A 12,266-nucleotide genomic window follows, 5' to 3' on the forward strand; every position below is an offset into this window, starting at 1 on the left:
CAGCTTTTTTTATGCGCGTCATTTCAGGGCGCTTTTGGCGCCGCCGGTGCTTCCCTGCCGGTATGTAAGCGGGCGATACAGCGCAGCAGTTTTTCTCCGCTCAGTGGTTTTAATACCACATCATCCATGCCAGCGTTCAGACAGGTCTGGCGATCCTGCTCCATGGCGTTGGCGGTAAGGCCAACAATAGGAATGCGGCGATGATAGTCATCCATTTCACGCAGCAATTGCGTGGCACGCAGCCCATCCATTACCGGCATATGCCAATCCATTAAAATCAGATCAAAACGTTGCTGCTGACAGAAGTCGAGGGCCTCCTGACCGTGTTCGGCAACGGTTACCTTAATACCGGCATGGGACAGAATTTTTTTGGTCACTAATTGATTGGTGCGGTTATCCTCAACCAGCAGGATCTTCAGATTGGGTATCCTGGGCAACGGATCAAGCTGGTGCGGCGCCGGAATATCCTGCATTAATGCCGGATAACTGAGATTAAATTCAAACACAGAGCCTTTGCCGGGCACGCTGCTGACTTCGATATTCCCGCCTTTGGCATTCACCAGATCTTTGCAGATGGTCAGCCCCAGCCCACTGCCTTCATAACGGCGGGTGGTTGACTGATCAACCTGACTGAAAGGACGGAATAATTTATTCATATCGTCGGCATGAATACCGATACCGGTATCGACAATCCGGAAGCGCAGCTGGTGTTCCTGGCCAAGGCGCTTACTCAGATCAATGGTCAGAGAGACGCTGCCTTCGTGGGTAAACTTAACCGCATTACTGACCAGATTCAGCAGAATTTGTTTTAGCCTGCCGCCATCACCATGCAGCTGATCGGGAATGCGGCTGTCGATATTTACGCTGAAGCGGATGTTCTTTTCCTGTATCGCATGCTGTACCAGACTCTGCACATCTTTCACTGCTTCGCGCAGAGAGAATGGCGCATTTTCCAGCCGGATATTGCCGCTGTCGATACGGGCATATTCAAGAATATCGGAGGTTTGGCGGGTCAGAGCTTCGGTGGCGTTGAGAATCAGCCGGCACAGCTCTTCTTTTTCCTGCGGATCATCACACTTGAGTAATAACTCGGCAGCGCCACGGATTCCATTTAATGGGGTACGCATTTCGTGGCTCATATTAGCCAGAAATGAGGTCTTTACTTCGTTGGCGGCTTCGGCAGCTTTCTGCGCCTGTTTCAGGCGGGTGATATTGCGCGAAATGCCAAAGATATACTGCACCTCACCGGCGGAGCCAAAAATAGGAGAAAGTGTTGTGCTCCAATATTGTGGGCTGCCATCGTGACTGGTCAGCTCCTCAACTTCTTCGTACTGAATGGGTTCTTTACGTTCCATACAGCGTTTGTAGTTGGCGCTGACCTGTTCGTACAAATCAGGGGGCATCAGTTCTCTGATGCCCATATCTTTGGGGGCGGCGGACACCAGTTCGAGGCTCAGCTGCTGCGACAGATTGGTTTTTACAAAATAAAAATCATCTTCGCCAACCCGCAGGATAAACATGTTATCGGGAGAGTTACGCCAGATCTCGTAAAACAGGTGGGTCTCAAGATCGAGGCCGCTGTCAGGACGTTTCTCTGCGCTCATTTTTCCGCCTGTTCTGTGGTGCAGAGCGTGAGATTCAGGTCTTCAATCGGAATATAGGCGGACACCGCAACGTGGTCTTCCGGGAAGGCACTGAGAATATCGTTCAGGTCATCCATAAACTGGCTGATCACCGGCGTGATGCGGATGGCTTCCGGACAGGCGGTTCCCCACAGAGTACAACTCTGACCTTCGCGGATATCGGCGGTCGACAGTGGCGTACCGGCCGGTGTTGTACCATCGGCTGCCGCCAGCATGATATTGATGCAATCCGGTGCGATGGCATGTGGCCGCCCTTGTTTTACATCCCAGGCCAACAGGCTTTCGTTTTTGTAATACACCCAGTAATCCCCCGCAGGTGCACTGAAAATAATTTTGCCGACATCAAAACCACCGTGGGTACGGTTAATGATTTTGCTGATTTTACCTTCGGTGAATATGTAGTTATGGATATGCAGCAGATCGAGCAGCATTGATAACGCCGGGACGGATGAGGAACTGAGAATCTGCCGGCCGATAATCAGTGCCCGGCCGACGGAGTTATAGACCAGCGAGTTTTTCGCGGCCGGACTCTGCAAAAAGTTGGTGTCCAGCGGATAGCAGGCCATACCACCGACCTGATGATACTCCGGCTGACTGACGGTTTCGCGGGCCTTTTCTTCCAGTTCGGCGGCGCTCAGGTCGAGGAACAGGGTTGAGGCAAAAGGTTCGGCCGTCCAGTCGCAGCGCAGGCCGGCGCCGGTCTGTGTGTCGGAGGCAATCATCGCCGGACAGCTCGGTGCGTTGGTTGCGGCCAGCAGGGTTTCGGTCAGGCGCGGGTCGGCACGGCCCGAGGGATCGGCGTCGATCACGGCAATTTTGCCATCCATCATGGAGGCGATATAAAACGGGATCAGGGTATTTACCGCACCAATTTCACCGGGCAGCAGGTAAGCAATGGTTTTCTGTTCTTTTTCTTTCAGGTAAGCGCTGAGGCTTTTGAAAGCATTGACCGGAGCAGTGAAGCCGTGACCCTCGGCGGCGGCATCGGGAGAGCCCAGATCAACCACCATCAGCGCTGTTTTATCCCGTTCCAGTTGCGTGACCGGCAGCAGGCTGACGGTACCACTCATGCGTTGCAGAAAATCGAGCGCCATACTGATCGGGCCACCGCCGCCTGAGGCAAGAAAACAGGCGCCATAAACCATGGCTTTCAGATCATCGGTATTGAGCGTGGCAGGTGTGGCAATGGGCTGCATAGCGGACTTCCTTTTCCTGAGATCTTTCAACTTTAGACCAAAGGTGAAACCACTGTATAGCGCGAAATGCCCCGTTCGCTCTGAGAATAACGACACAGAAAGCGTCAACAAAGCGAAAACGCAGCAGGAAAAGACAGTCATAATCTTGTCAGCAATGCCGCTTTTTCTTAACCTGCCACTTCTGAATTCTTCTGCGGAGTCCGCACCGACATGATTTAAACGCCCTGCTTCCGTCATTAACCCTTTTCTTTTGGTTTTAATCGGCGGGCAGGACTGCGTATGTCGGGTCTGGCAGTACCTCTCTCTTCTTACACTACCTCTGTGTACCCGCTATGCGCCTGCTGCCGCAGGAGTCGCTTATGTCCCAATCCGTTCTTCTTGAGTGCGCACATCTGTGTGCACAAAGTGCTGCAGGTGAGCATATCCTGCAGGATATTCAGCTGTCGCTGACGGCCGGCCGTTACGGTTTGTGCGGTCGTAATGGCAGTGGCAAATCATGGTTGCTGGAACTGCTGGCCGGGCAGCGCCAGGCGCAGCAGGGCCATATCCGCTGCCGTGGGCGTTGCACCTGGTTACCGCAACAGCAGGCTGATGGCCCCCGTAACGCTCAGAGCCTGGCGGACTACTTAAATCTCAGTCAGCGGTTACAGGCTTTGCAGCGGGTGGAAGAAGGCATAGCCACCGCCGCCGATTTTGAACTGATCGGTGATGACTGGAGTCTGCCGCAGCGTTTGCAGCAGATTCTGCAGCCTTATGGTCTGGCGTATGAGTCAGATACTTCGGCAGCGCAGTTAGTGCAGCGTTTACAACGCCCGGCGCAGGCGCTGAGTGGTGGTCAGCGTATGCGCCTGCAACTGGCGCTGCTGTTTGCATCAGAGCCCGCTGTCCTGTTACTCGACGAACCGGGCAATCATCTGGATGACAGTGGCCGGCAGTGGCTGATCGGGCAGATGGCGGCTTTTCGCGGCGTGCTGATTCTGGTCAGCCATGATGTGCAGCTGCTGCAGGCAATGGAGCATATTCTGGAGCTGCGCAGCGGCCATCTGTATCAGTACGGTGGCAACTATGATCAGTTTTTGCTGCAGCGTCAGCAGGAGCAGCAGGCATTGCTGCAGCAGCTGGAAGGCAGTCGCCAGCGTCTGCAACAGGTGGAGCGCGCCACCCAGCGCAGCCAGGAAAAAGCAGCCCGCCGGGCGCAAAGCGGTAAGCGTGAGCGCCGTGATGGCAGCCAGAGCAAACTGCTGCTGGATAACAAACAACAAAGCGCGGAGCAGCAGCAGGGGCGGCAGAGCCGGGCACGCAGCCGTCAGCATGAGCAGGCTGCCCGTCAGCTGAAAGAGCGTCAGCAGCAATGGTTGCAGGAAGACAGTCCGCTCGCCCAGTGGTATCTGCCCGCGACCGGAAAACTGCGCAGTGGTCTGATTCTGCAGGTAACGGATCAGCCACTGCCGCACCGCCCTGAGCAGCGCCTGACCTTTGCCTTACAGCAGGGCGAGCATCTGTGGTTACGCGGTGCTAACGGCTCCGGCAAAAGCAGCCTGCTGCAGTTGCTTGCGACAGCGGATCAGCAGCCAACGATTCTGCGCCGCAGCGAAATACGTCTGCTCGATCAGCACTGCAGTCTGCTGCATAACCACCTCAGTGCGCTGGATAACCTGCTGCAGGCAACATCACTGGATATAACCAGTGCGCGCACCTTGCTTGCCGGGGTTGGGTTAAATGCAGATGCCTGTCTGCGCCCGGCCGGCATCCTGAGCGGCGGTGAGCGTATGAAGCTGGCGTTGTTACTGGTCACCCAGCAAACTCCCGGAGCGTTGCTGCTGCTCGACGAGCCGGACAACCATCTGGACAGGCACAGCCGTGAACAGCTGGCACAGGCCTTACGGGCTTATCCGGGGGCGCTGATTCTGGTCAGCCATGACGGGCACTTTGCTGCGGGCTGCGGGATCAGCCAGACGCTGGTGCTGTAACAGCAACGGCGTGTTCAGGCTTGCTGCCGCTGCTGTCTTCTGGCGGCAAGCCTGATAAACTCCGCGCCTTAATTGTCAGCTTTCACCAACGCGGGAAACGAACGCTCATGCCGGATGTTATTCCCGACGACTCCGTCGGTCTGGTCACTCCCCAGTTACAGCATTTTGATCAGCCACTGACTCTGCGCAGTGGCCGGGTTCTGCCGCAGTACGATCTGATGTACGAAACCTATGGCAGCCTGAACGCCGATAAATCCAACGCGGTGCTGATCTGTCACGCCCTGAGCGGCGATCATCACGCCGCCGGTTACCACAGCATGGACGATAAAAAGCCCGGCTGGTGGGATACTGCAATCGGTCCCGGCAAAGCCATCGATACCAACCACTTTTTTGTGGTGGCGCTGAATAATTTAGGCGGCTGCTCAGGTTCGACCGGCCCGACCAGCATTAATCCGGAAAGCGGTGAAGTATACGGCCCGGATTTTCCGATTATGGCGGTGCGGGATTGGGTAAACAGTCAGGCGCGGCTGGCCGATGTGCTGGGCATTCAGCAATGGGCCGCCGTGGTCGGTGGTTCGCTGGGGGGCATGCAGGTATTGCGCTGGTCGATTCAGTTTCCTGAGCGCGTACGCCATGCGGTGGTGATTGCTTCGGCACCGAAATTATCGGCGCAGAATATTGCCTTTAACGAAGTTGCGCGTCAGGCGATTGCCAAAGATCCGGATTTCCATGACGGCTGGTATCACAAATTCGGCACCATTCCGAAATCCGGTCTGATGCAGGCGCGCATGCTGGGGCATTTAACCTATCTGTCAGATGATGCGATGCGGCAGAAATTCGGCCGTGAGCTGAAAGAAGGCAAACTGAATTACAGCTTTGCGCCGGAATTTGAGGTGGAAAGCTACCTCCATTATCAGGGCGAAAAATTCAGTACGCGCTTTGATGCCAACACCTACATGCTGATGACCAAAGCACTGGATTATTTTGATCCGGCCGCTGATTTTGATAACGATCTGGTGAAATGTCTGAGCCGCTCGCAGTGCGACTATCTGGTGGTTTCTTTTACCACCGACTGGCGTTTCTCTCCGGCGCGTTCGGAAGAAATTGTAAATGCCCTGATGCACGCCGATAAAAACGTCAGCTATGCCTGTATTGAATCCGACAACGGCCACGATGCTTTCCTGCTGCCGATTCCGCGTTATATGGATATTTTCAAAGCCTATATGCAGCGTGTGGCTGACGGTCTTGGCGTGGAGGGGAAAGTATGACGGTATTACGCGATGATCTGGCCATTATCCAGCAGTGGGTTAAGCCCGACAGTCAGGTACTCGATCTTGGTTGCGGTGAAGGCTCGTTGCTGAGCTACCTGAAGCGCCATAAAAATGTGCGCGGATATGGTCTGGAAATTAATCCGGAAAAAATCACCGCCTGTATTGCCAATGGCGTCAATGTTATCGAACAGGATCTGGATAAAGGTCTGAGTAATTTTGAAGATAACAGCATTGATACCGTCATCATGACCCAGGCGCTGCAAGCGGTGCAGCGCCCGGATTTATTGCTCGATGAAATGCTGCGCATCGGTGACGAAGCCATTGTCACCTTCCCGAACTTTGGTTACTGGCGTACACGTTTTTATCTGTTGCTGAAAGGCCGTATGCCAATGTCGGAAACGCTGCCGTATAACTGGTACGACACGCCCAACATTCATATGTGTACCTTCCGCGATTTTGAGATGCTGTGCCGTGAAAAAGGCATCCGCATCCTCAATAAAACCGTGGTCGATGACCAGCATAAAGAACACTGGACGATTCGCCTGTGGCCGTCCATGCTGGGTGAAATAGCCGTTTATCACATCACAAGGAAATGATCATGAAAGCACTGACTCAGGTTTTTACCGCATGTTTATTCACCCTGTGTGCCGCCTTCAGCCCACTGCTGCTGGCCGCCGACCGTGGTGAGCAGAAACAGGTATTTGGTGACTACGAAGTTCACTATATCGGCCTTAACTCCAGCTTCCTGCCACCGGAAGCTGCTGAAGCCTATGGCATCACTCGTTCACGGGCGCTGGGCTATATCAGCGTGTCGATTCTGCATAACGAAGAAGGCAGCGATGTGCCGGCTGCGGTCAGCGGTAAAGTGACCGGCACTATCCGCAACCTGCTCGGTCAGAGCCGCGAACTGGAATTTCAGGAAATCAAAGAAACCAATGCGGTGTATTACATCACCACTTTCCGTTTCGATGATGAAGACATGTATAACGTTAACCTGAAAGCAACTCCGGAAGGCCAGAGCCGCACCTTTGATGTGAAATTCAGCCAGCGATTTTACGAAGAATGAACAAAATAGTACTCGCCAGCGGTAACGCCGGAAAACTGCGGGAATTTTCCGCACTGTTCGACACCCATTTTGCCGGGCTGAATATTGAGCTGATTCCGCAGACCCGGCTCAATGTGACAGAAGCCGAAGAAACCGGTCTCAGCTTTGTTGAAAATGCCATTCTGAAGGCACGCAATGCCTGCGCCGCTACCGGTCTGCCGGCACTGGCCGATGACTCCGGTCTGGAAGTCGATGCCCTGCAGGGCGCACCGGGTATCTACAGTGCCCGTTATGCCGCTGAGGATGATGGCTTCGGCCTGGGTGACAGTGCCAACAATGCCAAGCTGCTTAACGCTCTGCAGGATGTACCTGAGGCGCAGCGTACTGCCCGTTTCCAGTGCGTACTGGTGTATATGCGTCATGCCGCCGACCCGACGCCACAGGTGTTTCAGGGTTGCTGGGAAGGACGTATTTTAACCGCACCGGAAGGCCGTGATGGCTTTGGCTATGATCCGCTGTTCTTTGTGCCGGGCGAAGGTTGTGCAGCAGCCAGTCTGAATAAAGAGCGTAAGAATCAGCTCTCTCACCGTGGTCAGGCGATCCAGCAACTTCTGGCGCGCTGGCACGTCTGATATTTCCCCGCTCAGGGATGCAGGTCTGGCCCGCGCTTATGGTGCGGGCTTTTTTATTATTTTTTAAAAAGAGTGATGTGTGGATATTTTTGATCAGTTAGAACAGAAAGTGTTACGTACCATCAGCAGCATCGAAACCCTGCAGCTGGATAATATGCAGCTGCAGGAAGATGTGCAGAAACTGAACAGCGAACAGCAACAGACCCGGCAGCAGCTGGCTGAAGCTGCTGCGCAACTGGTTGAACGCGATGCTGCAGCTCTGGCTCAGCAACAGCAGATTGAGCAACTGAATGCGCAAATACTACAAATGCAGCAAGACAACGAGCGTCTGAAAAAAGACAATACCCGACTGTCACACGAAAATAATGAATGGGCCGCGAAGGCGGAAGCCTTGTTGCAGGCCCTGGATCTGGCTGAAGTCTGAGCCGGAATTTGAGGAAGTAGTCATGCTGCATCTGCCGCCGCTGAGCCTGTATATCCACGTTCCCTGGTGTATCCGTAAGTGTCCGTATTGCGATTTTAACTCGCATCAGGCTGAAGGTGATCTGCCGGAACGGGAATATATCCGCGCATTGCTGGCCGATCTGGACGAAGACCTGCGCTGGGTGCAGGGGCGTGAGATTCACAGCATCTTCTTTGGCGGCGGCACTCCGAGCCTGTTGTCGGCCAGGGCTTACGAAGCGCTGTTTAAAGGACTGAAGCAGCGCCTGACCTTTGCCAAAGATATCGAAATTACCCTCGAAGCCAACCCGGGTACGTTCGAAGCTGAAAAATTCGCAGCGTACCGCAAGCTGGGAATTAACCGTTTATCCATCGGCATACAGAGCTTTCAGCCAGAACATCTGCAGAAGCTTGGCCGGGTACATGATCGCGAGCAGGCACTGCGGGCCATTAAACTGGCGAAAAAAGCCGGTTTCGATAATTTTAATCTCGATTTAATGCATGGTCTGCCGGGGCAAACTGTCGAACAGGCGCTGGACGATCTGCAACAGGCACTGGCGTTTAAGCCCACGCATTTATCCTGGTACCAGCTGACCATAGAACCCAATACCGAATTTTATAAACGTCCGCCACAGTTACCGGAAGACGACGCATTATGGGATATTCAGGAGGCCGGGCTGGCATTACTGGCGGAGCACGGTTTTGACCACTACGAAATATCGGCGCATTGCCAGCCGGGTAAAGCCTCGAAACATAATCTGAATTACTGGCAGTTTGGTGACTATCTTGGCATTGGCGCCGGAGCGCACGGCAAAATCACCCTGGCCGATGCCAACGTCATCTACCGCACACAGAAAACCCGTCTGCCGCGGGATTATCTCAATCCGGATAAAACCTTCCTGACCGGTAAGCAAACCATTGAGCCGGAAGATATTGGCCTCGAGTGTTTAATGAATGGCCTGCGCCTGCGTGAAGGTATGCTGGTCGAGGATTTTGAATACCGCACCGGCCTGACACTGGATGCGGTGGCAGAACCTGTGGCAAAAGCTCAGCAGCTGGGTTTATTAAATGTGGATAAACGTATTTATCCAACAGAAAAAGGCCAGCAATATCTGAATGAACTGCTGGCGCTTTTTTTAACGGAGTAAAATTCAGACCGCCCGATCTGAATTTTTCCGGTTTTTGCTACGGTCTTTTTCTCCGCTTATTCAGCTGTTTTCTTCACCGTCTTCATCCGGCGGCAGTACCACCATCTCCAGAAAACGCTCATTCTGCAGCAGGCTTTCAAAGCTGATATCGCGGCCAGCCTGTAAGCGCAGTGAGTCGGCTTTATCGATGGCGTTCTGCAGGTCGCGCAGGGCTTCTTCGGTTGCACCGCTTTCGGCATGGGCACAGGCACGCTGATAGAGTGCGTGGCTGTTTTCCGGGTCGACTTCCAGTGCGCGGTTGGCAAGGCTGGTTGCCCATTGTGCCTGACCCAGTAATAACGCTGCATCGGCTTTGTAAGTCAGGGCTTCAACGTCGTCCGGACGCAGTTGCAGAATCTGATCGTAAATGGCGATTTTGCTCTGTGGCGTATTTTCCTGTGAGGCTTTCAGCCACAGCGAGTGAATTTCGTTGGTGAGTTCAATTTCTTCCTGCGCCTGGGCAATATGCCGTGATTTTCGGTGCAGTTCGTCTTCGAGTTTATCCAGACGTTTTTCATAGCTGGCGGTGATGCGGCGGATTTCGTCGTTGGCAAAAGCGCCAACCCGTTCTTTGATATCACGTAATGAATTCCAGCCGATTAATACCAGCAGCGTGGAAGCACCGGCAATCAGATAGAAAAAATAGGTGACGGTATCGGTGGCATAGGTCAGCGCCTTGCTGGATACATCAATTTCTTTATCGACAATTTTTTCGGTCAGTTCAACCCGCGCATCAGCAATCTGCTGACGCAGATTTTTAACCTCATCGAGCAGATAGCGTTCGGTAAAAGCGCTGTACAGCGGCGCCTGTAATTCTTCGATCGTCTGCTCTGCCTGCTGGTCGTTCTGCTGCTGTTTTTTATCGTCGCTGTCAACGGACTGTGCAGCCGCTGGCATGGCCAGGGCTGCACAGAAGGCGCTGATGCTCAGCAATAAAGTCAGGGTCAGGCGGTTTTTTGGTCTGGCCATGTATCGGATTGCTCAATCAGTTTTGAATGAAGTGCTTTTACGGCACTGGCGTAGTCGCTGTCGCTGACCAGGAACATGATGTCCACCTGACGCATGGCCTGGTGTACCGAGTGAATATTCACCCCGGCGTCGGACAGTGCTCCGGCGGCCTTTTGCAGCAGACCGGTAATTTTCATGTCGCTGCCGATGGCGCTGACCATGGCCAGTTTTTCGACGCGGATATCGGCCTGCTGATAGGCTTGCTGTACGCGTTCCATCAGCCAGTTAATCCGGCGTTTATTACCTTTTAAATAAAAGGTAACGGTGTTGGCGTTAAAGTCTTTGGTCAGTACCCGTACCCCGGATTCCAGTACCAGATCATTCATGCGCTGGCTGTAGGACGGATCGCCGACCATATCCTGATCGAAAATCTCCAGAGCCCAGACATTGCGTGTTCCGGCAATAATTTCCACTTTAGGGGTACTACTACAGTAGTCGCTGTGAATCACAGTGCCACTGTGTTCCGGCTCAAAGGTGTTTTTAATGCGCAGCAGAATATTCTGTTTGCGCAGCCCGGCGGCGGCACGCGGGTGAATGGCTTCCATCCCGAGGTTGGCCAGCTGGTCGGCCACGTCGTAGTTGGTCTGGCCGATCGGGTGCACTTTGCCATCACCGACCAGCATAGGGTCGGCGGTGCTTAAGTGGTATTCCTTGTGAATAACGGCTTCGCGCGCGCCGGTAATGGTGGCGATTTTGCTGAAGGTCATTTCGCTGTAGCCACGGTCAAAGGTGCGCATCAGCCCTTCGCGGCACTGGGTGTAGCCGGTGACGATGGGCATTTCTGTGCTCATATCGACATCACTGAAGGCCTGGGCAATATGGTCATCCAGACTCAGCTGTTCGTCGGAGCGCCAGTTGGTGAGGTCGATAAAGCGCGCGTTCACATCGTGGCTGCGCAGCAGTTGCACGGAATTAAAGGCACTGTGTGCTTCACCCAGTGCACTGAGCATTTCGCGTACACGATGCAGGTGATCATCCAGCTGGAAATGGCCGAAGCTGCACACCACTTCCAGATGCTCGAGGCATTCCTGCACATCACGCATACGCTCCTGAATAAACTGGTCCGCGCGTTTATGCATTATGCTGTCCGGGGCAAACATTTCAGCATTGACTGCCAGCATGTTGTTCAGCACTTCATGCAGTTTGTCCTGCCATGGGCGCTTTTCATCCATTTCGGCAAACAGGGCATACACACCCGGTTCACCGCTTTTTTTATGCTCGAGCAGACCATTGGTCATACCGGCGTAAGCAGAAACGACAAATACGCGCTGGTACAGGGTTTCGCCCTGCGTCTGGTGCTGGTACGGGCGCAGCCAGATATTGTGCAGAACATCCTGGTACTGACTCATCGACGTGCCGCCGATTTTTTCTACCGTATGCAGAGTCATGGTGTCTCCTTTCAGGCTTTCAGAGGGTCGGCATCCAATGCATAAACGCCGTCTTTGTCGTGTACTTCGTTGCCGATTAATGGCGGATTAAAGACACAGGCCATCTGCATATCGCTGAAACCGCGCAGCAGGTGCTGATCGTGTTTGTCGAGCACGTACAGGGTGCCGGGCTTGATCGGATAAACCTTGCCGTCGGCGGTAGTTTCGATTTCGCCTTCGCCGCTGATGCAGTACACCGATTCAAGGTGGTTCTGATACCAGATAGGGGTTTCGGTTCCGGCAAAAATGGTGGTGATGTGGAAGGAGAAGCCCATGTTGTCTTCTTTCAGCAGCATACGCACACTTTTCCAGTTGCCGCCGTTGATATTACGTGGGGAGTTTTCGCATTCTTCCAGAGTTCTTACGATCATAGTGATTACTCGTTATCGGTTGGATAAACCGCCAGCCGGGTTTCCCGGCGGCTGGCGGTTTTCTGATGGGCAGTA

12 protein-coding genes are annotated in these 12,266 nt (G+C 53.8%); 7 read left to right on the top strand and 5 right to left on the bottom strand.

Going from position 1 to position 12,266, the window contains the following annotated elements:
• Positions 1-23 precede the first annotated feature (23 nt).
• Positions 24-1,604 (bottom strand): PAS domain-containing sensor histidine kinase, encoded by a 1,581-nt coding sequence (locus HUF18_RS05410; RefSeq protein ID WP_225691415.1) that lies wholly within the window; start codon positions 1,602-1,604, stop codon positions 24-26.
• Positions 1,601-2,839 (bottom strand): DUF917 domain-containing protein, encoded by a 1,239-nt coding sequence (locus tag HUF18_RS05415; protein ID WP_225691416.1) that lies wholly within the window; start codon positions 2,837-2,839, stop codon positions 1,601-1,603. The genes HUF18_RS05410 and HUF18_RS05415 overlap by 4 nt, the downstream gene beginning before the upstream one ends.
• Before the next feature lie 359 nt (positions 2,840-3,198).
• Between HUF18_RS05415 and HUF18_RS05420 the strand changes: the two genes are divergently transcribed.
• The 7 genes from HUF18_RS05420 to hemW all read left to right on the top strand — a co-directional run bounded on the left by HUF18_RS05420 (position 3,199) and on the right by hemW (position 9,346).
• Positions 3,199-4,809, top strand: coding sequence for an ATP-binding cassette domain-containing protein (locus HUF18_RS05420; protein WP_225691417.1), 1,611 nt, complete (start codon positions 3,199-3,201; stop codon positions 4,807-4,809).
• A 107-nt stretch (positions 4,810-4,916) separates the two neighbouring features.
• On the top strand, positions 4,917-6,077 hold the full coding sequence (metX, locus tag HUF18_RS05425; RefSeq protein ID WP_145466993.1) for a homoserine O-succinyltransferase MetX: 1,161 nt from the start codon (positions 4,917-4,919) through the stop codon (positions 6,075-6,077).
• Entirely contained in the window at positions 6,074-6,676 is a 603-nt protein-coding gene (gene metW / locus HUF18_RS05430) for a methionine biosynthesis protein MetW (RefSeq protein WP_145466992.1), read from the top strand. The genes metX and metW overlap by 4 nt, the downstream gene beginning before the upstream one ends.
• Before the next feature lie 2 nt (positions 6,677-6,678).
• Entirely contained in the window at positions 6,679-7,146 is a 468-nt protein-coding gene (locus tag HUF18_RS05435; protein WP_145466990.1) for a DUF4426 domain-containing protein, read from the top strand.
• The gene (gene rdgB / locus HUF18_RS05440; protein WP_225691418.1) at positions 7,143-7,757 is read left to right on the top strand and encodes an RdgB/HAM1 family non-canonical purine NTP pyrophosphatase; all 615 of its coding nucleotides are present in this window, start codon (positions 7,143-7,145) and stop codon (positions 7,755-7,757) included. The genes HUF18_RS05435 and rdgB overlap by 4 nt, the downstream gene beginning before the upstream one ends.
• A gap of 79 nt (positions 7,758-7,836) precedes the next feature.
• Positions 7,837-8,181, top strand: coding sequence for a hypothetical protein (locus HUF18_RS05445; protein ID WP_225691419.1), 345 nt, complete (start codon positions 7,837-7,839; stop codon positions 8,179-8,181).
• A gap of 22 nt (positions 8,182-8,203) precedes the next feature.
• Positions 8,204-9,346 (top strand): radical SAM family heme chaperone HemW, encoded by a 1,143-nt coding sequence (gene hemW, locus HUF18_RS05450; protein ID WP_225691420.1) that lies wholly within the window; start codon positions 8,204-8,206, stop codon positions 9,344-9,346.
• Positions 9,347-9,406: 60 nt separating this feature from the next.
• On the opposite strand, the gene HUF18_RS05455 is transcribed toward hemW, so the two are convergent.
• The 3 genes from HUF18_RS05455 to HUF18_RS05465 are packed head-to-tail and all read right to left on the bottom strand — an operon-like array spanning position 9,407 to position 12,191.
• On the bottom strand, positions 9,407-10,354 hold the full coding sequence (locus HUF18_RS05455) for a TPR end-of-group domain-containing protein (protein ID WP_225691421.1): 948 nt from the start codon (positions 10,352-10,354) through the stop codon (positions 9,407-9,409).
• Positions 10,330-11,781: an aspartate kinase gene (locus HUF18_RS05460; RefSeq protein WP_225691422.1), complete on the bottom strand. Its 1,452-nt coding sequence runs from the start codon at positions 11,779-11,781 to the stop codon at positions 10,330-10,332. Before HUF18_RS05460 ends, HUF18_RS05455 begins: the two co-directional genes overlap by 25 nt.
• 11 nt (positions 11,782-11,792) lie before the next feature.
• Complete coding sequence (locus tag HUF18_RS05465; RefSeq protein ID WP_225691423.1) at positions 11,793-12,191, bottom strand: ectoine synthase; 399 nt, start codon at positions 12,189-12,191, stop codon at positions 11,793-11,795.
• Positions 12,192-12,266 lie beyond the last annotated feature (75 nt).

Origin of the sequence: Thalassolituus sp. ST750PaO-4 (genome assembly GCF_020320405.1) — a bacterium.
Lineage (GTDB): Bacteria > Pseudomonadota > Gammaproteobacteria > Pseudomonadales > Oceanobacteraceae > Venatoribacter > Venatoribacter alkanivorans.

Coding starts and splice junctions, on each gene's coding strand:
- hemW (WP_225691420.1), top strand. CDS start 8,204: ATGCTGCATCTGCCGCCGCTGAGCCTGTATATCCACGTTCCCTGGTGT.
- HUF18_RS05435 (WP_145466990.1), top strand. CDS start 6,679: ATGAAAGCACTGACTCAGGTTTTTACCGCATGTTTATTCACCCTGTGT.
- HUF18_RS05420 (WP_225691417.1), top strand. CDS start 3,199: ATGTCCCAATCCGTTCTTCTTGAGTGCGCACATCTGTGTGCACAAAGT.
- HUF18_RS05460 (WP_225691422.1), bottom strand. CDS start 11,781: ATGACTCTGCATACGGTAGAAAAAATCGGCGGCACGTCGATGAGTCAG.
- metX (WP_145466993.1), top strand. CDS start 4,917: ATGCCGGATGTTATTCCCGACGACTCCGTCGGTCTGGTCACTCCCCAG.
- rdgB (WP_225691418.1), top strand. CDS start 7,143: ATGAACAAAATAGTACTCGCCAGCGGTAACGCCGGAAAACTGCGGGAA.
- HUF18_RS05455 (WP_225691421.1), bottom strand. CDS start 10,354: ATGGCCAGACCAAAAAACCGCCTGACCCTGACTTTATTGCTGAGCATC.
- HUF18_RS05410 (WP_225691415.1), bottom strand. CDS start 1,604: ATGAGCGCAGAGAAACGTCCTGACAGCGGCCTCGATCTTGAGACCCAC.
- HUF18_RS05415 (WP_225691416.1), bottom strand. CDS start 2,839: ATGCAGCCCATTGCCACACCTGCCACGCTCAATACCGATGATCTGAAA.
- HUF18_RS05465 (WP_225691423.1), bottom strand. CDS start 12,191: ATGATCGTAAGAACTCTGGAAGAATGCGAAAACTCCCCACGTAATATC.
- metW (WP_145466992.1), top strand. CDS start 6,074: ATGACGGTATTACGCGATGATCTGGCCATTATCCAGCAGTGGGTTAAG.